Source organism: Mycobacterium gallinarum (assembly GCF_010726765.1).
GTDB lineage: Bacteria > Actinomycetota > Actinomycetes > Mycobacteriales > Mycobacteriaceae > Mycobacterium > Mycobacterium gallinarum.
In genome coordinates this window covers 133,433-154,038 of the sequence record NZ_AP022601.1, presented here as the reverse complement: position 1 = coordinate 154,038, position 20,606 = coordinate 133,433, and the positions used below count along the sequence as shown (strand labels likewise).

At 64.2% G+C, this 20,606-nt stretch carries 22 protein-coding genes; 11 read left to right on the top strand and 11 right to left on the bottom strand.

Annotated features, from left to right (window positions below; translation table 11 throughout):
* Positions 1-15 precede the first annotated feature (15 nt).
* The 8 genes from G6N42_RS00730 to G6N42_RS00695 all read left to right on the top strand — a co-directional run bounded on the left by G6N42_RS00730 (position 16) and on the right by G6N42_RS00695 (position 7,461).
* Complete coding sequence (locus G6N42_RS00730) at positions 16-282, top strand: hypothetical protein (RefSeq protein WP_163724735.1); 267 nt, start codon at positions 16-18, stop codon at positions 280-282.
* Entirely contained in the window at positions 279-2,060 is a 1,782-nt protein-coding gene (acsA, locus tag G6N42_RS00725; protein WP_163724732.1) for an acetate--CoA ligase, read from the top strand. Before G6N42_RS00730 ends, acsA begins: the two co-directional genes overlap by 4 nt.
* The gene (pdhA, locus tag G6N42_RS00720) at positions 2,057-3,037 is read left to right on the top strand and encodes a pyruvate dehydrogenase (acetyl-transferring) E1 component subunit alpha (protein WP_163724729.1); all 981 of its coding nucleotides are present in this window, start codon (positions 2,057-2,059) and stop codon (positions 3,035-3,037) included. The genes acsA and pdhA overlap by 4 nt, the downstream gene beginning before the upstream one ends.
* Positions 3,034-4,014: an alpha-ketoacid dehydrogenase subunit beta gene (locus tag G6N42_RS00715; RefSeq protein WP_163724726.1), complete on the top strand. Its 981-nt coding sequence runs from the start codon at positions 3,034-3,036 to the stop codon at positions 4,012-4,014. The genes pdhA and G6N42_RS00715 overlap by 4 nt, the downstream gene beginning before the upstream one ends.
* A complete protein-coding gene (locus G6N42_RS00710; RefSeq protein WP_163724723.1) occupies positions 4,011-5,267 on the top strand; it encodes a dihydrolipoamide acetyltransferase family protein in 1,257 nt (418 codons plus the stop codon). The genes G6N42_RS00715 and G6N42_RS00710 overlap by 4 nt, the downstream gene beginning before the upstream one ends.
* 7 nt (positions 5,268-5,274) lie before the next feature.
* Positions 5,275-5,532 (top strand): acyl carrier protein, encoded by a 258-nt coding sequence (locus tag G6N42_RS00705; RefSeq protein WP_163724720.1) that lies wholly within the window; start codon positions 5,275-5,277, stop codon positions 5,530-5,532.
* A 142-nt stretch (positions 5,533-5,674) separates the two neighbouring features.
* Positions 5,675-6,559: a universal stress protein gene (locus G6N42_RS00700; RefSeq protein ID WP_163724717.1), complete on the top strand. Its 885-nt coding sequence runs from the start codon at positions 5,675-5,677 to the stop codon at positions 6,557-6,559.
* 8 nt (positions 6,560-6,567) lie between these two features.
* On the top strand, positions 6,568-7,461 hold the full coding sequence (locus tag G6N42_RS00695) for a universal stress protein (protein WP_163724714.1): 894 nt from the start codon (positions 6,568-6,570) through the stop codon (positions 7,459-7,461).
* A gap of 66 nt (positions 7,462-7,527) precedes the next feature.
* On the opposite strand, the gene G6N42_RS00690 is transcribed toward G6N42_RS00695, so the two are convergent.
* The 8 genes from G6N42_RS00690 to G6N42_RS00655 form a co-directional block, all read right to left on the bottom strand.
* On the bottom strand, positions 7,528-8,427 hold the full coding sequence (locus G6N42_RS00690) for a universal stress protein (RefSeq protein WP_163724711.1): 900 nt from the start codon (positions 8,425-8,427) through the stop codon (positions 7,528-7,530).
* A gap of 218 nt (positions 8,428-8,645) precedes the next feature.
* Positions 8,646-9,449, bottom strand: coding sequence for a ribosome hibernation promotion factor (locus G6N42_RS00685; protein WP_163736750.1), 804 nt, complete (start codon positions 9,447-9,449; stop codon positions 8,646-8,648).
* Positions 9,450-9,496: 47 nt separating this feature from the next.
* Complete coding sequence (locus G6N42_RS00680) at positions 9,497-10,495, bottom strand: alpha/beta hydrolase (protein ID WP_163724708.1); 999 nt, start codon at positions 10,493-10,495, stop codon at positions 9,497-9,499.
* Between the two features lie 45 nt (positions 10,496-10,540).
* The gene (locus G6N42_RS00675; protein ID WP_317149154.1) at positions 10,541-11,395 is read right to left on the bottom strand and encodes a universal stress protein; all 855 of its coding nucleotides are present in this window, start codon (positions 11,393-11,395) and stop codon (positions 10,541-10,543) included.
* Positions 11,395-11,664 (bottom strand): DUF1918 domain-containing protein, encoded by a 270-nt coding sequence (locus G6N42_RS00670; RefSeq protein WP_163724705.1) that lies wholly within the window; start codon positions 11,662-11,664, stop codon positions 11,395-11,397. Before G6N42_RS00670 ends, G6N42_RS00675 begins: the two co-directional genes overlap by 1 nt.
* A gap of 115 nt (positions 11,665-11,779) precedes the next feature.
* Positions 11,780-12,601 carry a universal stress protein gene (locus tag G6N42_RS00665; protein ID WP_163724702.1) on the bottom strand — a complete coding sequence of 274 codons (822 nt, stop codon included), beginning with the start codon at positions 12,599-12,601 and terminating at the stop codon, positions 11,780-11,782.
* A complete protein-coding gene (locus tag G6N42_RS00660; protein ID WP_163724699.1) occupies positions 12,598-13,533 on the bottom strand; it encodes a universal stress protein in 936 nt (311 codons plus the stop codon). Before G6N42_RS00660 ends, G6N42_RS00665 begins: the two co-directional genes overlap by 4 nt.
* A 29-nt stretch (positions 13,534-13,562) precedes the next feature.
* Positions 13,563-15,065 (bottom strand): bifunctional aminoglycoside phosphotransferase/ATP-binding protein, encoded by a 1,503-nt coding sequence (locus tag G6N42_RS00655; RefSeq protein WP_434059555.1) that lies wholly within the window; start codon positions 15,063-15,065, stop codon positions 13,563-13,565.
* Between the two features lie 106 nt (positions 15,066-15,171).
* On the opposite strand from G6N42_RS00655, the gene G6N42_RS00650 reads away from it, so the two are divergent.
* The 3 genes from G6N42_RS00650 to dosR are packed head-to-tail and all read left to right on the top strand — an operon-like array spanning position 15,172 to position 17,784.
* Positions 15,172-16,164, top strand: coding sequence for an Acg family FMN-binding oxidoreductase (locus tag G6N42_RS00650; protein ID WP_163724695.1), 993 nt, complete (start codon positions 15,172-15,174; stop codon positions 16,162-16,164).
* Between the two features lie 59 nt (positions 16,165-16,223).
* On the top strand, positions 16,224-17,093 hold the full coding sequence (locus G6N42_RS00645) for a universal stress protein (protein ID WP_163724692.1): 870 nt from the start codon (positions 16,224-16,226) through the stop codon (positions 17,091-17,093).
* 40 nt (positions 17,094-17,133) lie between these two features.
* Positions 17,134-17,784 carry a hypoxia response regulator transcription factor DosR/DevR gene (gene dosR / locus G6N42_RS00640; RefSeq protein WP_083126856.1) on the top strand — a complete coding sequence of 217 codons (651 nt, stop codon included), beginning with the start codon at positions 17,134-17,136 and terminating at the stop codon, positions 17,782-17,784.
* 18 nt (positions 17,785-17,802) lie between these two features.
* Here dosR and G6N42_RS00635 read toward each other — a convergent pair whose 3' ends face one another.
* From G6N42_RS00635 to G6N42_RS00625, 3 genes are all read right to left on the bottom strand, one after another.
* Positions 17,803-18,693, bottom strand: coding sequence for a universal stress protein (locus tag G6N42_RS00635; RefSeq protein ID WP_163724689.1), 891 nt, complete (start codon positions 18,691-18,693; stop codon positions 17,803-17,805).
* A gap of 125 nt (positions 18,694-18,818) precedes the next feature.
* Positions 18,819-19,400 carry an Rv1733c family protein gene (locus G6N42_RS00630; RefSeq protein WP_163724685.1) on the bottom strand — a complete coding sequence of 194 codons (582 nt, stop codon included), beginning with the start codon at positions 19,398-19,400 and terminating at the stop codon, positions 18,819-18,821.
* Between the two features lie 116 nt (positions 19,401-19,516).
* Positions 19,517-20,509, bottom strand: coding sequence for an Acg family FMN-binding oxidoreductase (locus G6N42_RS00625; protein ID WP_163736740.1), 993 nt, complete (start codon positions 20,507-20,509; stop codon positions 19,517-19,519).
* Positions 20,510-20,606: the final 97 nt, after the last annotated feature.

The following is a 20,606-nucleotide window of genomic DNA, read 5'->3' as shown; positions in this document are numbered from 1 at the left end:
GACCGGAGGATGCACATGACGCCGACCGAGCCTGCTGAGCGGATTGCCGAGAACGTCGACGCCGTCGCTTGTCGGTTCCTGCGATCCGAATTCGCCAGTCAGATCTATTCCGACTGGCCGATCGACCGACGGATCGAAGCCTATCTTCGGCATCACGAGGACTCTGCGTTCCTGACCGACGGCTCTTCCTACAACCTCCTGCTGGAACACGTGATGGCCAATATCGGTCCAGCCGTCCGCGACGGTGTCCTTCCGACACCGGGCTCATCGGACCTGCCGTGACCATCATTCGCAAGGCCGCCGAGGACTGGAAAGTCGCCCCGAATTTCGCCGACTACGAGCAGACGCGCGCGGCGTTCGACTGGTCGACGGTGCCGGACCCGTGCGCCGGTATGCCATCCGGCGGCTGCAACATCGCGTATGCGGCGGTCGACCGGCACGCCGACGGTCCCCAAGCGGATCGCACCGCGCTGCGGTTCATCACCGACGTCGGCTCGGAGGGCGAATTGGTCGCCACCGACCTGAGCTACGCCGAGCTGGGCCGCCGCACCCGCCGGTTCACGAATGTGCTGCGTGGGCTCGGCGTCGGCAAGGGCGACCGGGTGTTTCTGATCATGGGCCGCATCCCCGAGCTGTACGTCGCGATGCTGGGTGCGCTGCGCAACGGCAGTGTGGTGTCGCCACTGTTTTCGGCGTTCGGGCCCGAACCCATCGCCACCCGTGTCGCCATCGGCGAGGCAACCGTACTGGTGACGACGAAGGCGCTGTACAAACGCAAGATCGCCAAGGTGCGCGACGAACTGACATCGGTACGCCACGTGTTACTGGTCGACGGCGACGAGCCCGGCACGCTGAACCTGGCCCAGCTGATGGCCGAGGCCTCCGAGGACGCTCCGATCGAAGCCACCAACGCTGATGACCCGTCGCTACTGCACTTCACCAGCGGCACCACCGGCACGCCCAAGGGGGCACGGCACGTGCACGGCGCGGTCACCATGCATTACCTCACCGGCCTCTACGCGTTGGACATCCATCCCAATGACATCTATTGGTGCACAGCCGATCCCGGGTGGGTCACCGGCACGTCCTATGGCATCATCGCGCCACTTCTCCACGGGATCACCTCGATCATCGACGAAGCCGAGTTCGACGCCGAACGCTGGTACCGCATCCTGCAGGACGAAGGCGTCACTGTGTGGTACACCGCCCCCACCGCGATCAGAATGCTGATCAAGGCTGGACCGGAAGTCGCGCAGCGATACTGCTTTCCGAATCTGCGATTCATCGCCAGTGTGGGCGAGCCGCTCAACGCCGAAGCGGTCTGGTGGGGAAAACGCGTGCTGGGCTTGCCGATACACGACAACTGGTGGCAGACCGAGACTGGCGGCATCATGATTGCCAACACCCCGGCCTTCGACATCAAACCAGGTTCGATGGGGCGGCCATTGCCAGGCGTCGACGCATATGTGGTCAGGCATGGCGACGACGGCACCGTCTCGGTGATCGAAGAACCCGACGTCGAGGGCGAGTTGGCACTCAAACCGGGATGGCCTTCGATGTTCCGCGCCTACCTCAATCAGGAAGAGCGCTACCGGAAGTGCTTCGTCGACGACCTGTACCTGAGCGGGGATCTGGTCAAGCGCGACGCGGACGGCTACTTCTGGTTCGTCGGCCGCGCCGACGACGTGATCAAGTCCGCCGGACACCTGATCGGGCCCTTCGAGGTGGAGAACGCGCTGACCGACCACCCGGCGGTGGCCGAGGCCGCCGTGATCGGGAAACCCGACCCAACAGTCGGCGAGCTGGTGAAGGCGTTCGTCACCCTCAAAGACGGGTTCGCCGCAGACGAGGCGTTACGGCTGGAAGTGTTGGGTCACGCGCGCAAACGGCTGGGAGCAGCGGTGGCACCCAAGGAGATCGAGTTCGTCGACGCCCTACCGCACACCCGCAGCGGCAAGATCATGCGGCGCCTGCTCAAAGCCCGCGAACTCGGATTGCCCGAAGGTGACACGTCAACTGTCGAAGCGCCGGTCGTGCATCATCAGGGGGTGTCGTCATGATCGACCACGACACGGCGACATCGCTGCTGTCGGACATGGTGCGGGTGCGCCTGATGGAAGAGAAGTGCGCTGAGCTCTACAGCGCGGCCAAGATCCGCGGATTCCTACACCTTTACGTCGGTGAGGAAGCGGTGGCCGCCGGGTCGCTGCGGATGCTGGAAGCCGAGGATGCGGTGGTGGCCACCTACCGCGATCACGCGCACGCCCTGCTCCGGGGTGTCCCGATGACCAGAATCATGGCCGAGATGTTCGGCAAGCAGGAGGGTTGCTCCCGCGGGCGCGGCGGCTCGATGCACCTGTTCGATGCGCGCACCCGCTTTTTCGGCGGCAACGCCATCGTTGGCAGCGGCCTCCCGCTGGCGGTAGGTCTCGCGCTGGCCGATAAGCAACTGGGCAAACCACGGGTCACCGCCTGCTACTTCGGCGAAGGTGCGGTAGCCGAAGGTGCCTTCCACGAATCGCTGAACCTCGCCGAACTCTGGCAGTTGCCGGTGCTGTTCTGCTGCGAGAACAACCTCTATGCGATGGGGACGGCCATCGCGGTGGAGCAGTCGCAGACCGACATGACCGCCAAGGCGGCGTCGTACCGGATACCGGCGCTGGCGGTCGACGGCATGGACGTGCTGGCTTGCCAAACCGCCGCCCAGGAGGCCGTGTACAACGTCCGCAACGGCGGCGGTCCGTTCTTCCTGGAATTCCGCACATATCGGTTCCGCCCGCATTCGATGTTCGATCCCGAGTTGTACCGCAGCAAGGACGAAGTCGAACACTGGAAGGAGCGTGACCCGATCCGCACCTTCACCGAACGATGCCTGGCCGACGGCGCGCTCACCGACGATGACATCGCCGCAATCCGCCGTTCCGCCGATGAGGAACTGGCCGAGGCGGTTGCCTATGCTGAGGCCGGGACCTGGGAGCCTGTGGAGGATCTCGGCCGTGACGTGATGACACCTGCGACGGCGGAGGCCCTTCGATGAGCAAGACGGCATACCGCACTGCGGTCCACGACTCGATTCGTGACGCCATGCTCGCCGATCCGCGGGTGGTGCTGATGGGCGAGGACGTCGGCGCCTACGGTGGCACCTACGCCGCGTCGAAGGGTCTCCTGCAGGAGTTCGGACCCGACCGGATCCGCGACACCCCGCTGTCGGAGCTGGGCTTCGTCGGTGTGGGTATCGGCGCCGCGTTGGGCGGTTTACGCCCGATCGTGGAGGTGATGACGGTCAACTTCAGCCTGCTGGCGCTGGACCAGATCGTGAATACCGCTGCGGCGCTGCGGCATATGTCCGGCGGCCAGTTCTCCGTGCCGCTGGTGGTCCGGATGGCGACGGGAGCCGGACGCCAGCTGGCGGCGCAGCACTCTCACAGCCTGGAGGCCTGGTATGCCCATATTCCGGGAATCAAGGTGGTGGCCCCGGCGACGGTGGCCGACGCCTACGGGATGCTGCCCACCGCGCTGGCCGATCCAGACCCCGTGGTCATCTTCGAGCACGTGCAGTTGTACAACACCTCGATAGACGTCGACACTCTTACGCCCACCGACATCGAGCGTGCCGCGGTTCGGCGGGCCGGTAAGGACGTCACGGTGATCGCATACGGCGGTTGCGTACCCAAGGCCCTCGACGCCGCCGACGAACTGTCACTGGCCGGAATCGACTGTGAAGTAATCGATTTACGGGTGCTGCGCCCCCTCGACGACGACACGATGCTCGCCTCGGTGCGCGAGACTCACCGGGTCGTTGTGGTCGACGAAGCCTGGCACACCGGGAGCCTGGCCGGTGAGATCAGCGCACGCATCGTGGAGAACGCGTTCTATGACCTTGACGCGCCGATCGCTCGCGTGTGTACCGAGGAAGTGCCGATTCCCTACCCCAAGCATCTGGAAGAGGCTGCGCTGCCGCAGAAGGACAAGATCGTCGCGGCAGTGAAATCGCTGTTCGGCCAATCCTCATGATCGAGTTCACGATGCCGGCCCTCGGCTCGGACATGGACGAGGGGACCCTCAACGAGTGGCTCGTCAAACCCGGCGACTCCGTCACCCGTGGCCAGGTGGTCGCAGTGGTCGAGACCACCAAGGCTGCGGTCGAGGTGGAGTGCTGGCAGGAAGGCACCGTCGCGGAGCTGCTGGTGCCGGTCGGTCAAACAGTCCAGGTCGGAACGCCGTTGGCGCGGTTGGCGGCCCCGGGCGAGCCCGTGGAACCGACACCGCCGCCCGCTGTCGCTGCGGTTGTCGAACCAGTTTCGCCGACAGCGCCCGTCGAACCCCTACTCGAGCCGATCGCCCCAGTGAATCCCGTCCCCTCGCCGGCGCCGCCCTTCGAGCATCGGCGCCGATGGGTCTCACCCGCGGCCCGTCGGCTCGCGGCATCGCTCGGTGTCAATATCGATGACGTCACCGGCACCGGCCCGCAAGGGGCCGTCATCATCAACGACGTGGAGCATGCCGCCGCCCATCTCGAATCAGCCGCACCCGAATCTCCGAAAACCGTCGTGACATCGACGACATCACTGTCGCCGAAAGAGCTTGCGATCAAACGCGGCACCGAGATGCGTAGGTCCATCGCGGCGGCGATGAGCCGATCCAAACGAGAGATTCCGCACTATTACCTCGCCGACGAGATCGTGATGGACCCGGCGTTGGCCTGGCTGGCCGACCGCAACGCGCAGCGACCCATCACCGAGCGCGTGCTGCCGGCAGTGCTGCAGCTCAAGGCAGTCGCCCTCGCAGCGCAACGATTCGGCGAATTCAGCGGCTTCTGGCGAGGCGAGCGATTCGAACCCGCGCCGAATGTCCATGTCGGTGTTGCGATCTCGCTTCGGGGCGGTGGTCTGGTAGCCCCGGCGATACACGACGTCGCCGACCACAAGGTCGACGAGTTGATGGCCGACCTCACAGATCTAGTGGCCCGTGCCAGGACGTTCTCGCTGCGCAGTTCGGAGATGTCCGATCCCACCATCACCGTGACCAACCTCGGCGACCAGGGAGTCGACGCGGTATTCGGGGTGATCTACCCGCCGCAGGTCGCGCTGGTGGGATTCGGCAAGCCGGCGCAACGGGTGATAGCGATCGACGGCGGCATCCGCATCGCCACGACAGTGCAAGTCACCTTGGCGGCTGATCATCGGGCCAGTGATGGGCACCGCGGGGCGCTGTTCCTCGCCGCGATCAACGAATTGCTGCAACAGCCGGAGCTATTGGAGAGGTGAGCGTCCCATGACTATCGAGATTGATGTCCGCGGGGAGATCCTGTCGGTGTTGACGACGATCGCCCCCGAGGTCGAGGCCGGCGACATCACGGATGACGCGCTGCTGCGGGACCAGGTCGATCTCGACTCGATGGACTGGCTGAACTTCCTTGTCGGCGTGCATAAACGACTGAATGTCGACATCCCGGAGCGCGACTATGCGTCGCTTCGCACCCTGTCAGACGTAGTGCGTTACGTCGAAGCCCGCATGTTCCAGCAGAGCTGAACGCGGGCTGTGGTGCCGAGGTCCTCCGGCACCCGGCAAGGGACCAACGACTCTGCTGATGCGAGTACACCGGACATAGCGTCAAGAACAGACACGTCCGAAATTCACCAGTCGCTACTCCAACAAGTAGACGGGAACACCAATGTCGCGGGACAGAACACGATACGGAATCTTGGTAGGAGTCGACGGATCGCCGGAGTCCGAAGCCGCCATACGCTGGGCGACCGAAGAAGCCGTCTTGCGCGACCAACCCCTCACACTGATGCATGCCATCCCGCCCGTACGCGTGAGCTGGCCGGTGGCTTATCTGGAGGCGAGTTTCGTCGAATCTCAACAGGCAAGCGCCCGTGAGGTGATCGAGAAGGCGCAGAAGATAGTTCAGGCGGGCGCGGGCGAATCGCAGCCGCCACCTGTCCGAACGGAGACGAGACATACGGACGCCCCATCGGCGTTGGTCATCGGGTCGCGCGACGCGTTCATGACCGTCGTCGGTAGCCGGGGTATGGGCGCTCTGGGCCGCGCTTTGCTCGGTTCAGTCAGCAGCGGTCTGGTTCACCACGGGCACGGTCCGGTCGCGATCATCCATGCCGACGACGTCAAGGCGCCCGACGATGACTCTCCTGTCTTACTCGGCATCGACGGATCGCCCAGTTCGGAGGATGCGACGGCACTGGCCTTCGACGAGGCATCACGGCGAGGTGTGGATCTTGTGGCGCTGCATGCATGGAGTGACGTGGGCGTCCTCCCCGTCCTCGGAATGGACTGGCACCGGTACGAGGATGAAGGACACGAGATACTGGCCGAACGGCTGGCCGGTTGGCAGGACCAGTATCCAGACGTCCACATCCAGCGTCGAATCGTTTGCGATCAACCTGCGCGTTGGCTGGTAGACGAATCACAGGAGGCTCAGCTCGTCGTGGTCGGTAGCCACGGGCGCGGCGGCTTCAGCGGGATGATGCTGGGCTCCGTCGGTTCGAAGGTGGCCCAGGCCTCCCACGCTCCGGTGATCGTCGTCCGGTCCCGGTGAGTCCCGAGATGCCTACCGTCACAGCGCCCGTCGTCGTCGGCGTGGACGGCACGACTGCATCGAGGGGTGCGGCGCGCTGGGCGGCTGCGGTCGCCGAGAAGTTCGGCGCGCCTCTCGAGATCGTCAACGGGCGCCACGCCACGGGCCGTCCACTGACCGACGCGGCGGCAGCGCTGTTGGCAGCAGCGGTCACCGCCCAGCGCGAGTCCGCTGAATCAATGCTCAAATCCGTCGAGGAGGAGATACGCGGCGACTTCCGTTCGCTCGACATCACCACCATTCTTTCGGACGAACCCACCGACGTTCTCCTGACGGAGCGGAGCCGTCACGCGCGGTTGGTCGTTCTCGGGTCCGAGGATGTGACTCCAGCGGCCGCATTGATGATCGGATCGACAACGCTTGCCGTCTCGGCACATTCAGCCTGTCCCGTGATCGCGTGGCGCGGGAGCAATGCGGTGCCGACCGACCAGCCCGTCGTGCTCGGCGTCGACTGTGAGCACACCGGGCCGAAAGCATTCAGGGCCGCCTTCGAGTTCGCGGACCGATTCGGGTTGGGGCTCAACGCCGTGCACGCATGGTCGGCGTTTCGCCCACCGGTGGACGCCATCACCCCATACGGTGTCGACTGGGATGCTCTGGAGGGCCTCCGGTGGCAGAGCCTCTTGAACGTGCTCGACCCTTGGACCGAGTTGTATCCGAACGTCGCGGTGACACTCTTCGTCGAGACCGATGGTGCCGGCAAGGCCCTCATGCAACATGTGGTGGATGCACAACTCGTCGTGGTCGGCAGCCGAGGTCGCAATGCCCTGGCGGGTGCGCTCCTTGGCTCCACCAGCCTGAACCTGCTGCACCACTGTCCTGTACCGGTGATGTTGTGCCACAACGAACCTGAGGAACAATAGGAGCGTGGCGGCCCTCGGGTTGTGTGCGCGTTTGCGCCAAAATGGTGCGCCGGACTTGTCTTCTCGTCAGCGCTGACGGGCGACCAGAACCGGAGTAGGTGCGTCCTTCGCCAAAGCGGAGCTGACCGAACCGAGAAACATCTCGGCGACCGCGCCACGGCCTCGGTTGCCGACCACGACCAGTTGCGCTGTTTCAGACTGCTCGAGCAGACGGCGCGCCGGGTCCTCGAATTCGACCACCACGCGCACGTTGACCTCCGGGTACCGGCATTTCCATGCGGCAATGCTTTCGGCGAGGGTCTTCTCAGCCACACGTCGCAGATCCGCCCATTCCATACCGAATAGCGAAACGTCGGCATTCCACAGGACGCGCAGTGCGACCAGATCCACTCCCCTCCAGGAAGCTTCGTCGAACGCCATCGCCAAGGCCGACTCGGAATCCTGCGAACCGTCGACCCCCACCAGAACCGGCAGTCGGGCCGAGGACGGCGACAACGACGAATCCTCGTCGTTGATGACCGCGACGGGACAGTGGGCGTGGTGGATCAAGCCTGAACTGACCGACCCGAGTAGGCGCTGATGCCGTCCGGTGCGTCCGCGGCGGCCGACCACCACCATCTGGGCGTCCTTGGAGAGGTCCACGAGAGACGGTACAGGTCTTCCGAAGAGCAGCTCGCTGTCGATCTCCGGACGTTCGCCGGCAACGGCGCCCTGCGCGGCGCTGATTGCCTCTGCGATGACGTTGCGGGCGTCGTTCTCCCGCATCTCGAACATTTCGTCGGGGACGCGGCCGCCTGGCCACGCCAACGTCGATGCCGGGACCGAGATGGAGTCGGCAACATGAACGATCGCCAGGCGGGTATGGCGCATCACTGCCTCGCGCGCGGCCCAGCGGACCGCCCCTCGGGATGCCGCAGACCCGTCCGCGCCGAAGACCACACCGTGATGCACGATTCGCGTGGACATTCGTTCTCCCTGGGAATCGACCAACATAGGTGACGCTACGAACATCGCGTGCCCGCTTGCAGGAGGCGTTGGTCCCGGAAGAATCGGCCATTTGGCCCTCGAAGCAATAATCGGATTCTCAGACGCGGGTTTCGGCCGAGCGCAGGCAGCGGCGCCGGAGCCGCTAGGGGTAAGTCCGGCGCCGCCTGATCTTGGGTACGCCGGCGGGACAGCAGGCGTTAACCGGCCGGAGTGATGAATCCGTAGTGCCCGTCGCAGCGGAGGTAGAGCACGGCGGCGCGGCCTTGGCGAGCATCGATGAAGAACAGAAATGGCAGTCCGAGGAGTCCGAGACGCTCGGCGGCCTGCTCGACGGTGATGCACGGGGCCGGATGGGGGCTGATCGTCAGTGGCAGCTCGTAAGGTGCGAGCACGTCCGGGGAGGTGGGCGGCGCCACCTGCGCCAGGCGATACCCGGTCGGGCCACCGCGGTAGAGGACACCGGCGACCCCGGAAGCCTTCTCGTTGAACAGATGAAAGTCGTAGTCCAGCAGGTCCATTTCAAGGGCCGCCTCGTCGACCGTGCAAGGGGCCATGGCGAACGATTTGCGTCGGATGACACGACGTTCGTCCACCGGGCGTGGAAAGTGGCTCGGCCGGCGAGTCGGCCTCGAGCCGTGCTGCCATGGATAGGCGGCCGTCGGCCGAATCGCGCCCCGTGTCGCTTTCCAGTGTTCGGCGGCGTGCCCGAGTTGGTGACGCAGCCTCGCCGCCAGGCGATCAATCGCTTCACGCGCGGTGACACCCTCGGCCTGCGCCCGGACGAGCCGGCCTTGCACATCTAGATTTGCCTGTGCGACAACCGGGCGGAAGATCGCAGGATCGCGGTGCCTTGTCAGCTTCACGTGGGCGTGCAACACGGGTTGATGCGCGAACTTGCCCAGCCCTCCGATCTTGCTCCGCGCGTAATCGGCTGCGCCCGGAAGTACGCCGTGCGTCGTCACGTCGACGTCGACGGGTGGCGAATCAACGTTGTGCGTCATGACCTCGTTGATACGCCGCAAGCCGGTGCGGATACGAGGGTCTTCGGTCACGCGGATGGCGACCTTGGTCCCCCATCGGTGGCCGAGTGCCCATGCGCGGTCTGGTTGTCGCAGAACCCGCTTCCCAAGTGGTGTTGGAGGAACGCCAGCTGATCGGCGGCCACCTGGTCCCGTACAGCACCGTGGTACATGTCGAAATGCCTCACCGGATACTCGCGGATCTCGTGACGCCGGGCTCTCGAAGCCTTCTCCACGACGAACGCAGTCGAAATCACTTCGTCGTCGCGGGCCACCGTGACCATCAGCGGCGCAGTGATGCGCTCGATCGTGCCCTCCCGGTAACGGGGTACGTGGAAGAAGAACCGTGGCGCCACCTGATTGCGCCACGACGGCGCGTTCTGTTCCACGTTCCGGAAGAGTGGGGCCAGGGTCGGGCCGCTGAAGACCGCTCGCCCAGCGCGTCCGTAGATGGCGATGTAGTGGGGCGGCAATCCGACAACACCGCGGACCGCATCGAGGATGGCTGCGCCCAGCAAGTTTCCTGTCGCCATCACGATCTGCCATGGGCTCGATCGCGCACCCGGCGGACGGTGGCGCCCACGGAGTCCGGCGACCAGGTCCAAACCCGGGACATTCGCGACGACAGCCGCAATTCTTGAGTCCTCCGCCGCCACCTGAACCACATGGCTCCCACCAAGCGACGTGCCCCACAGGGCGATTCGGTTCGCATCGATGTCCCTGCGGGAGCGCACGAACTCGAGGGCGTGACGCAGGTCGTCACGTTGGCGACCAGCATCGATCCACTGTCGCGGTTCACCTTCGCTCTCACCCGAGCATCGGTAGTCGAAGATCAAGACCGCCAATCCGCCATCGGCGAACCTGTCGGCGAAATCAGGCACTATCCAATCCATGGTCCCGGAAAATCCGTGTGCCATCACCACACATGGCCAATTCCCGGCTTCCCCGTCAGGCACGTATAGCACACCGGCAATGACAGATCCTTCCGAGTCGAATGAGACTCGTTGTTTGACATAGCTTTTCGTCACTACACACCTCTTCGGGCCGAATTTCAGCGCAACGCGAATACGAATCTATGACCGCGCGACGATCACCGGGATCTGGGCTGCTTGCACCACCGCGGTGCTCACCGAACCCAGAAGGGTGCTGGCGAAACCTCCTGCGCGGTGGCTGCCCACCACGATCAGTTGGGCTGAGCTCGAGTTGTCGACGAGCCTGCGTGCCGGCTGATCCCGAACAACAATCTGTCGGACAGGCACGTTTGGATAGCGTTCCTGCCACCCGGCCAATTGCTTGGCCATGGAGTCCTCCACGTCGGCGCGCAGGTCGTCCCAGTCCAGCGAGAATTCGAACGCCCCAGAACCCCACCAGGCATGCAGCGCCACCAGCCCGACACCGCGTCGAGAGGCTTCGTCGAAGGCGAGCGCGGTAGCTGAATCCGTAGCGCGAGAGCCGTCGAATCCCAACAGAATCGGCTGATCGCCCGCGGGTCGCTCGGTGCCGCGGATGACCGCCACGGGGCTGCGCGCATGATGCACCAACCCCATGCTCACGGAGCCGAGTACGGTTCGGGTGAGCATGCCTTTTCCTCGACTGCCTACGACCACCAGCTGCGCCTCTCGCGAGAGCTCTACCAACGCCGGAACAGCCCCGGAGACCAATACTTCCGTCGATACCGACAGGCGCTCTCCCGCAGCCGCTTTCGCCGTAGCCGTTGCGTCGTCGAGGAGCTGTCGACCGCTCTCACGCTCCCACTCCAAGACACCGGGCGGCACCGGCGTGGCAAGCGACGTCCCGACGACAGGCGGCATCGCATGCACAATGGTCAAGTGAGCGTTGCGGATCGCGGCATCCTCGGCGGCCCAGCGGATTGCCGCGTCTGCCGTCGGTGACCCGTCAGTGCCGACGACGATCCCGGAATCGGCCACTATTTGCTGTCGGCTTGATGATCGATGCCGGCCTGCACCGCCGCGATGCGCCGCTCGGCGCGCTCGTCGGCCGCCCGTTGCTCCGCGGCCGTCACGACGAGTGCGTCCGGGCCCGGAAACACGGTCGCCACGTGGTCGTTATCCAGCCAATGGACCACATACGGGGGTGACCCGTCGGTGGAATGCACCTCCATGATCAGTCCGCGCTGTTCGTGTTGGTCGATGGTGAGGCCTTTCATCACCAACCAATCCCCGACCTCTGCCTTCATCACACTGTCTCCTTTCGTACGTCACCACCCAATCGTGCATCGGCAACGAGACTCAGCACAGCGCTACCAACTCGGCATACCGCGTCAAGCGCTCCATTGTGCGTCCCCTCGTCAGTCAGCGCAGAACCAGTACAGAACAGTTGGTGTGGCGAAGCGCCTTTCGCGCTTCAGGACCGACGACCTCAGCCGTCAGCACCGGGTCATTTGCGTCCACTATCACCAGTTGATCGATGTTGGCGCTCTGCGCCAACACCCCGCCGATGTGATCCGAGATCGGCAGCGCATGGATTTGGACATCTGCGTCGTCGTCTTCCCTCGCCTCAGCGAGGTACTGGGCGAGCCGCGTGCGCACATCGCGCTTGTCGTCGGGTTCGGTTGTCACCGCCGACCGCCATCGCGTCAGCGCCAACACCGGTGCCTTTCGCAGAGTCGCTTCGTTTATCGCCGTTTGCAGCACCGCGCTGCCGCCCGGTGATTCGTCCACCGCAGCCACAATCCAGAGCGGGTCGGTCAATGGCTTGTGGGGGTGCCGGCGACGGACGATCGCTACGGGGGTGAAGGCGACCTGCGCCAGTGCCGCGGCCGTCGATCCGCGCTCATCGTGGGGTGAGTCGTCCGTCCCTCGTGATCCGACGCAGATCAGCTGCCCCAATCGCGATGCCTCCCTGAGTTGTTCGGTGGCATCGCCCTGCAATATCGTTGACTCGAGTTTGACGGGCTGGCCGGTGGCCTCAGCGGCGATCCACGCCTCGTGTATCGCATGCCTGGCATAGGCGTATTCGCGCTCGAGATCCTTTGCGTCTGGGTTGACGACGCAGGCCAGTAGCATCGGTACGTCTCGATCGATTGCTTCGTCGACTGCCCAAAGTGCCGCGTGGACTGCATGTTTCGAGCCATCAATCCCGACAACCACCGGTAATCTCGCCGCATTGTTCATTCTTGAGCTCTTTCTCTGAATTGATGCTCGAATGAGACGTCACCGCGTGCGCCCATTGATCTGCAGATCATCGTCGGAATCAAGGAGTGGTGGAGCAGGTTGAGCCCTGTCGAACCCAACACCGCACCCGCCAACGGACCGCGCCCACGACTGCCGATGACCACAAGCTGCGCACCGTCAGAGTGATTCAGAAGGGCTCGACTCGGCTTGTCCTGATCGACGACGTACGTCACATCGACGTCTGGATATTGCCGTGTCCACGGCGCCAATGCGTCGACGAGGTGCTCGCGTTGGTCGGCGTGGACCGCATTCCAGTCGATCATGAACGGCAGAGTGACATCGCCGGCTGATCGACGCGTGGACCACGCATGGACGGCGACGATGTTCACCGCGAATCGATCGGCGAGTTCGAAGGCTGACGTGATCGCCACCCGGCTAGGGTCGTCATCGTCGACGCCTACGACGATCGGCTGACCGGTGGGCGCCGTCGCGTCTCCCCGCCAGGCGATCACGGGGCACATCGAGTTCGCCGCCACCGCAACGGTGGTCGAGCCGATCAGGACAGCCGCGGCGACCGAGAGGTCGTCACAGCCCAGGACGATCAACCTCGCATGCTGGCTCAAATCGACCAGCAATCGATCGACAGCTTCAGACACGTGTGCAGTGGTGATGCGCAGGTCGGGGTGATCGCCATGGACCGCTCGGCTGGCAGCGTCGAGAATGGCCGAGGCCCTTTCCTGTTGCGCGGACATCTCGCAGGCCCGCACAGCGGCGATGACATCTGAAGGATTGTGACCGGGAGAGGGCCGGGCATGCACGATGTGCAGTGGGGTCCCCAACTTGTGCGCGACGCCCGCCGCCCAACGGGCCGCGCGCATCGCGTTGTCCGTGCCGTCGACTCCGACGACGACGGGATTTACGCTGTTTTCCATGATGTCTCGCCTTTCTCCGGTCAGCGTCGTCAAATCGCGAGACAGCAGATTTGGCGGGCCTCGGCGATCGAGTCGGCGAGCGGGCGAGTGGTGTCGATGGGATGACCATCGCTCGAAACGCCGGTGAGTTCTGCCATCGCGGTGGCGATCTCCGGCGTCGCATCAGAGGATGTCACAGACCGGTTCTCGATTCTCTCCGAGGCCTCGTCGAGAGGTACGGTGCACGTGAGTTCCACTATCGGCGAATGCGTTTCGCCGGCTAGTCGCCGGGCGCGAGCACGGTGCCCGGGATCGCGCCAAGTCCCGTCCAAAATCACGGACACGCCATGGCCCAGCAACATCCGCGTCCGCCGAAGAACCTCGTCGTACACGACATTCACGTTTTCGCGTGTGTACAGACCCGAGTCCAGAACACCGATCGCTCCGGCGATGACGCCGGTTTGCTCGAGCTCACGGCGCACATCATCGGTTGAAATGACCTCTGCCCCACACTGTTCAGCCAAACCACGTGACAGAGTTGTCTTCCCAGTACCGGGACCTCCCCCGATGACGATGAGTTGAACCGTACCGGCCCGCAGATGATCGAGCGCGATGTCGATATGCCGCCGCGCATCGGCAGAAGCCTCCTCATGACCCTGCGCAAAGCGAACGCAATCGACTTTGGCGCGGACCAGTGCGCGGTATGCGACATAGGCGTGTTTGAGGGCATCTGGGGCGGGGTCGCGAGCTGAGCGACAGTACGCTTCGAGAAAGAACTCGCCGAGGTCACGGCGACCGAGAAATTCGAGGTCCATCGCGAGAAATGCTGCGTCGTCGATGGAATCCACATATCGCAGTTTGTCGTCGAACTCGAGGCAGTCGAGGATGGCCGTTTCCCCTGGTGTGCAGAAGATGTCATCGGCCAACAGATCCGCGTGCCCGTCGACGACTCGGCGGCTGCTGATGCGCTCGGCGAACAGTTCGCCCCGGCCTGCGATGAATTGCGCCGACAACCGTTCGACCTCATCGAGCAGCTCGCTGGGAATTACGGTGTCCGCATACCGCTGCAGTTCAACGAGATTCTGCCGCCATCGCGTTGAAACTGCTTCGGCTGTCCCAAAGCTGTCGATCGCGGCGCTTCTCAGCGCCTCGGCGTGGAAACGCGCCAGCTTGTCCGCGATCTCTTCCAAGTGATCGTGGACCGGGCGACCACCTCTGGCCAGCGATGCCAGGCGCGTCGAGTCGGCGTAGCGCCGCATCACGACCACCGGTTCGGCAGGGCCATCACCCGGGCCGGCAAAGTGCGCAACCCCCAGGTAGCTGCCCGGGGCGAGCCTGCTGTTGAGTGTGACCTCACGCGCGCAGGCGGCCTCCCGCTGTTGCGTAGTGGTGAAGTCGAGGAATTCGGTGGCGATCGGCTTCTTTGCCTTGTACGCCTTGTCACCAAGAAGGACGACCACACCCGTATGCGTCTCGCGCACCTGGGCGTCCAGGTTGCCCGCGATCGTCCAGGGAGCTTCGACGCCGCTCATTTCGGCCGTCATGCCATCCATACCCAGATGGTTCATCCCGCGGCGTCCGGTCGGCCAGGGTCCTAAGGCCCAGGCTTAAGGACCATTTACCCTGGTTGTGGGCGGAACCAGCTCCCAAGCTAGAAACATGCGTGACACCATGGTCGACACCAAAGTGATCAAGGATGCAGTGCAATTGGCGTGCCGCGCACCATCGCTGCACAACAGCCAACCGTGGCATTGGGTCGCCGCAGGCAAAGCGGTCCATCTGTTCCTCGACCAGGAACGCGTCCTGCATTCGACCGACCACACCGGCCGTGACGCCCTGATCGGCTGTGGTGCCGTACTCGACCATTTTCGCGTCGCCATGGCTGCGGCGGGGTGGGCCTCTCACGTCGACCGATATCCGAATCCCAACAACTCTTTGCATTTGGCGTCGGTCGATTTCAGCCCGATGGAGTTCGTCACCGAGGGGCACATCCGTCGTGCCGACGCGATTCTGCTGCGGCGGAGTGATCGCCTCCCCTACGCTGAGCCGCCAGACTGGGCGACGGCCGAATCACAGTTGCGCCGTAACGTCACCTCCGATGCAGTCCGCCTCGACGTGATCGCCGACGAATTACGTGCCGAACTTGCGAGCGCGGCCAAGCTCACCGAGTCGCTGCGCCTCTACGATTCGTCCTACCACTCGGAATTATCATGGTGGACAGGACCATTCGAGGCGACGGACGGGATACCCCACAGTTCGCTGGTGTCTGCCTCCGAAGGCGACCGTGTCGGTGTCGGACGTAACTTCCCAGTCACCCACGACACAGATCGGCGCTTCGAGGTCGGCCGGGACCACGCGAAGATTCTTGTGCTTTCGACTTACGACATCGACCGCACTTCTGTCCTGCAGTGCGGCGAAATGCTCTCCGCGGTGTTGCTGGAGGCCACGATGGCGGGCCTCGCCACGTGCACGCTGACGAATATCACCGAGCTCTATCCGGGCCGGGACATCGTCGCATCGTTGATCGACCAGCCGACCACTCCCCAGGTATTGATCCGTGTCGGATCAGCTCCGGAGATCGACGACAAGCCACCGCCGACGCCGCGGCGGCCGATCGACGAAGTCTTCGATGTTCGGGCGAAGGATCTCTGACCTGGCAGCGGCTTTCGTTTCTGAATTTCCCGCCGTAACGCCAAGCCCAAGGAGCCACCATGCGAGACCCGACGCATTCGCCGGCCTCAGTCGTGGTCGGTCTGGACGGTACGCACTCAGCGCTCGATGCCGCACTGTGGGCCGTTGACGAAGCCGTTAGCCGCGATATCCCCCTACGCCTCGTCTATGCGATCGACCCCAAACACACCTCCGGCTCTGAGCTGGGAGATGCGGCGGAGGACCTTGCCGCCGCAGAGACCACGGTTCGCTGTGCGGTCACAGCCGTCGAATCCACCGCGAAGCCCGTCAAGATCGAGATGGAAATCCTGCGGGTCCGCCCGGCTCGGGCGCTGATCGATGCGTCCGCGGCGGCCGCAATGCTGTGCCTGGGAGACACGGGCCCAGAGCACTGCGCGCAGGGCCGAATCGGTTCCACGGCCGCAGAAGTCACGGCCTCCGCCCGTTGCCCCGTGGCCATTGTCCGCGGCCATAACTCGCGCCCTCGGCGTGGCGACTGGGTGGTTGCCGAGATCGAGGGGTCGCCCGTCGGCAACCGCATCCTGCAGCATGCCTCCGAGGAGGCACGGCTTCGGCAGGCACCGCTGCGGGTGTTGACCAGCTGGCAGACCCGGTTCACCGACGTGTACAACAATCGCCCCGTGGCCGAGGGCAACAGGAGCGCCAAGGCGCAGCTGGACCGTCAACTTGCGAAGTGGAAGAAGCGCTACCCCGACCTCGACGTCGAGCCCGTTGTGGTGCACGGGAACACCCTCAACTACCTGACGGAACATGCCGACTCAGTCCAGTTACTGGTCGTCGGTCGTGAGCGCGCACGCGGGATAAGGGATTTGGTAGGGCCACCCGGCTACGCGTCATTGCACGAAGCAGGCTGTTCGGTCCTGATCTGTCAACCACACGCCGTATTGTGATTTTTGCGTCGTGGCTGCCATTCCGGAGAGGGGATTTCACATGGTGAAAGTCTTTCTCGTCGACGACCACGAAGTCGTGCGGCGCGGGCTGATCGACCTGTTGAGCGCCGATCCGGAGCTGGAGGTGATCGGTGAGGCCGGATCTGCGGCCCAGGCGCTGGCGCGTATTCCCGCCCTCCAGCCCGATGTCGCAGTCCTCGACGTGCGGCTCCCCGATGGCAACGGCATCGAACTGTGCCGCGATCTGTTGTCTCGGCTACCGGATCTGCGCTGTCTGATGCTCACGTCGTTCACGTCCGACGAGGCGATGTTGGATGCGATATTGGCCGGTGCAAGCGGGTACGTCGTCAAGGACATCAAGGGCATGGAGCTCGCTCAGGCGATCAAAGAGGTCGGGGCCGGCCGTTCACTTCTGGACAACCGGGCTGCGGCAGCGCTGATGGCCAAACTCCGGGGAGCTGCAGAGAAGTCCGATCCCTTGGCCGGCCTCAGCGACCAAGAGCGGGTACTGCTCGATTTGCTGGGCGAGGGCCTGACCAACAAGCAGATCGCTGCCCGGATGTTTCTGGCGGAGAAAACGGTCAAGAACTACGTATCACGACTACTGGCCAAACTGGGTATGGAACGCCGCACCCAGGCGGCGGTGTTCGTGTCGAAACTCGATCAGTCCCAGCGCCGCCCCGAGGAGTAGGCCACCGCCTGAGCAATCTCAGGTCGGGCGTACCACCAGAACCGGCATGCGCGCCGACTCTGCCACGGCCAGACTGACAGAACCCAGCAGCATGCCTGCGAACCCACCTCGGCCGTGGCTGCCGACGACGGTCAGCTGTGCCGCCTCGGACCTCTCGAGCAACTGATGCACGGGACGGTTGAGGGCGACGACGGGCCGCACGTGCACGTCGGGATAACGCTCCTGCCAGCCGGCCAGGCGCTCAGACAGCGTCTCGTCCGCGCGCCGGTGCACAGCCGCCAACTCGTTTTCGGGCACGTCGAACAGCGCGAAGTCGCTCCAAACGTGCAAGGCAATGAGGTCGACGCGACGGAGAGAAGCTTCTTCGAATGCGACCGCGGTAGCCGCCTCGGATACCGGCGAACCGTCGATGCCGACAAGGACAGGCGCCGCGGCGGGGAACGCCGTCATCGGGACCTCATCATGTATGACCGCGACTGGGGCATGAGCGTGCTGAATGAGACCTCTGCTGACCGACCCGAGCAGTCGCCGGTTGATCGGCCCGGTACCGCGGCATCCCACGACGATCATTTCCGCGTCCTTGGACAGATCGATCAGTGTGGGCAGGACACCGCCCGCGATGGTCTCCGTCTCGATATGGATCTGGCGGGTTTCCGCGGTCGCCTCTTCCGCGGTTCTGCGTGCGTCACTGAGCATCTCTTGGCCGTCTCTCTCCATGCGCGCGACGACCTCGCGGGGCATGGGGACCTCGGGCCACATTCGGACAGCGGGTGACTGAATGACGTGGATGATCGACAGCGGAACCCCGCGCATCGAGGCTTCCCGCGCTGCCCAGTCAACGGCGACCTTCGACGGAGGCGAACCGTCGACGCCGACAAGAATGCCGTGATGAGTAGGGGAGGTTGACATTTGCAGACTCCTTCTGCCCAGGGCCGGACGTCTTCGGCCACAATGACTACGACGCTACGTTCATCGATGAGTCCAGTCGGGGGGCGGTGGTCACCTACTCGGTAGGTCAAAGGTCCTCTGTTTGATCATGATTGGTACTTGAGCGCTTCCAGCTCGCGATCCCATTGGATGCCTCGTTGGTGAATGATTCGCAGCCGGGTCAGATACGCAGTACTGGCGGTGATTGCCAGCACGGCGAACCAGACGGTCAACGCAACGCCCACGGCATCGCCGGCTGCACGACTCGGCCGTACAGGCGCGTCGACGGGTCCGCCGGTGATGTCGTCAACCCAGATTTCGGCTTGATCTCCGACCGTCGCCTCGTCAGCCCATTTGACGACGTCGACGTGATCGCTACCCGCCGAAGTCCACGAGGCCCGGACAAATATGGAGACATCCGCGGAGCCTGGACCCACCTCGACCGTGCTGTTCTCGAGCGCAGTGGCGGTCACCGCGTGTCGGTGCTTGGCCTCTTCCGCATACAACCGGCTACGGGCGTCGTAGACCGATGTTCCGATGGCAGCAGCGACAGGCAATGCCAGAACGGTGACGAGGGCAGCGAGAAGGACTAGCCAAGCCTGAATTCGGTCGTCACGCCGCACCAGCGGATTGCGCCCCGCAATCCGGCTGAACCAATACCTACCCCACGTGATCGTGAACTGTTGCATGACGTCTCTCTTCAGGTTTTCAACGGCGGCCGGGTGCCGGCCGTGCGGACGCCACCAAACCGGCTTGCCCGACACGTCGAAGTCGACGTGACCGAAGTACGTTCACGGCACACTGCTCAGTCGAGCCGTGAATTGTCCAACCTGGCAACCACTTCTGCCAGTTCGCGGCGCGGTGTGGCGGGCAACGGATCACTGTTGACCGGAGCCCAGCCGATGCGCAACAGCATCTGGGGATAGCCTTCCTCACCGAACACGTCCGCCCTGACTGCTTCTCGGGTTTCGGGAATCTCGAGCGGCTCGGTGATCGGGCAAGTGGCGAGGCCCAGCGCAGTCGCCGTGAGGAGTACCACGCTCGTCGCTTCGCCGGCGCGCAACCTCGACAGGTCGTCGTCACTCGAGGTGCCCAGGGCGACAACCGTGGCGTTGTCCTCGGCTGCTTCCAGATCGGGCGGTTGAGCGAGCGCTGGGCCAGCGAACCACCGCGCAGGAATCACCGCTGTCGAATCCGGCACCGGCGTGCTCCGAGCAGGAACCCCGGCCTCCGACGCGTACCTCCCGCTCCACGCTGCCAATTCCGCCGTATAAGCGAAGTCGGCCGAATGGCGCGAAACGGCCTCGGCCACGATGACCTTCAGATGTGAGAGGTCGTCGATCCGGCGCATGGTCACACCCGCACGTGCAGCGCGCGCGCCCACCAACGAAAGATCGCCCTTCGCGACCGGCCAGTGACTGTAATTTCGGCGGTCAGTGCGTCGGCGTGGAATCGCCGCCGCCAGGGCGATGTCGAGATCGGCCGGCGCCTGCCGGCGAAGCTCAATCGAAGCCAGGTGGTCAGCATCGGCGGGGTTGGGGAACCGGTGGACCCTGGCCGCCCATCCCAGTGCAGCGAAGGCGGTCACGCAGTGATTGAGCGCGGCACCACAACTCAGCAACAGGTCCCGGGCGTCGGGGTCGGTGTTCGGCAGTTGCCGATCGCGGTCCGCGTAGAGATGCAGACTTCGATCGCCGATCACCCAACGCCACGGCTGCGAGTTGTGCACCGACGGCGCCCGAAGCGCCAGCAGCAACGCCGACCTGATGGTCTCGGCATCTGGAAAATGTGCGCTCATCTCGTCACCACCTCGATAGGAGAAGTTCTTGTGTTCTTTCCAGAGTGCCGCTGTATGGGTCAACACGAGAGGGTCTAAAGACCCAGACACATATGAC

Bases quoted from the DNA above. Each gene is read 5' to 3' on its own strand.
- G6N42_RS00730 (WP_163724735.1), top strand. From the start codon at position 16: ATGACGCCGACCGAGCCTGCTGAGCGGATTGCCGAGAACGTCGACGCC.
- pdhA (WP_163724729.1), top strand. From the start codon at position 2,057: ATGATCGACCACGACACGGCGACATCGCTGCTGTCGGACATGGTGCGG.
- G6N42_RS00715 (WP_163724726.1), top strand. From the start codon at position 3,034: ATGAGCAAGACGGCATACCGCACTGCGGTCCACGACTCGATTCGTGAC.
- G6N42_RS00710 (WP_163724723.1), top strand. From the start codon at position 4,011: ATGATCGAGTTCACGATGCCGGCCCTCGGCTCGGACATGGACGAGGGG.
- G6N42_RS00705 (WP_163724720.1), top strand. From the start codon at position 5,275: ATGACTATCGAGATTGATGTCCGCGGGGAGATCCTGTCGGTGTTGACG.
- G6N42_RS00700 (WP_163724717.1), top strand. From the start codon at position 5,675: ATGTCGCGGGACAGAACACGATACGGAATCTTGGTAGGAGTCGACGGA.
- G6N42_RS00695 (WP_163724714.1), top strand. From the start codon at position 6,568: ATGCCTACCGTCACAGCGCCCGTCGTCGTCGGCGTGGACGGCACGACT.
- G6N42_RS00690 (WP_163724711.1), bottom strand. From the start codon at position 8,427: ATGTCCACGCGAATCGTGCATCACGGTGTGGTCTTCGGCGCGGACGGG.
- G6N42_RS00685 (WP_163736750.1), bottom strand. From the start codon at position 9,449: ATGACGCACAACGTTGATTCGCCACCCGTCGACGTCGACGTGACGACG.
- G6N42_RS00670 (WP_163724705.1), bottom strand. From the start codon at position 11,664: ATGAAGGCAGAGGTCGGGGATTGGTTGGTGATGAAAGGCCTCACCATC.
- G6N42_RS00665 (WP_163724702.1), bottom strand. From the start codon at position 12,601: ATGAACAATGCGGCGAGATTACCGGTGGTTGTCGGGATTGATGGCTCG.
- G6N42_RS00660 (WP_163724699.1), bottom strand. From the start codon at position 13,533: ATGGAAAACAGCGTAAATCCCGTCGTCGTCGGAGTCGACGGCACGGAC.
- G6N42_RS00655 (WP_434059555.1), bottom strand. From the start codon at position 15,065: ATGGATGGCATGACGGCCGAAATGAGCGGCGTCGAAGCTCCCTGGACG.
- G6N42_RS00650 (WP_163724695.1), top strand. From the start codon at position 15,172: ATGCGTGACACCATGGTCGACACCAAAGTGATCAAGGATGCAGTGCAA.
- G6N42_RS00645 (WP_163724692.1), top strand. From the start codon at position 16,224: ATGCGAGACCCGACGCATTCGCCGGCCTCAGTCGTGGTCGGTCTGGAC.
- dosR (WP_083126856.1), top strand. From the start codon at position 17,134: ATGGTGAAAGTCTTTCTCGTCGACGACCACGAAGTCGTGCGGCGCGGG.
- G6N42_RS00635 (WP_163724689.1), bottom strand. From the start codon at position 18,693: ATGTCAACCTCCCCTACTCATCACGGCATTCTTGTCGGCGTCGACGGT.
- G6N42_RS00630 (WP_163724685.1), bottom strand. From the start codon at position 19,400: ATGCAACAGTTCACGATCACGTGGGGTAGGTATTGGTTCAGCCGGATT.
- G6N42_RS00625 (WP_163736740.1), bottom strand. From the start codon at position 20,509: ATGAGCGCACATTTTCCAGATGCCGAGACCATCAGGTCGGCGTTGCTG.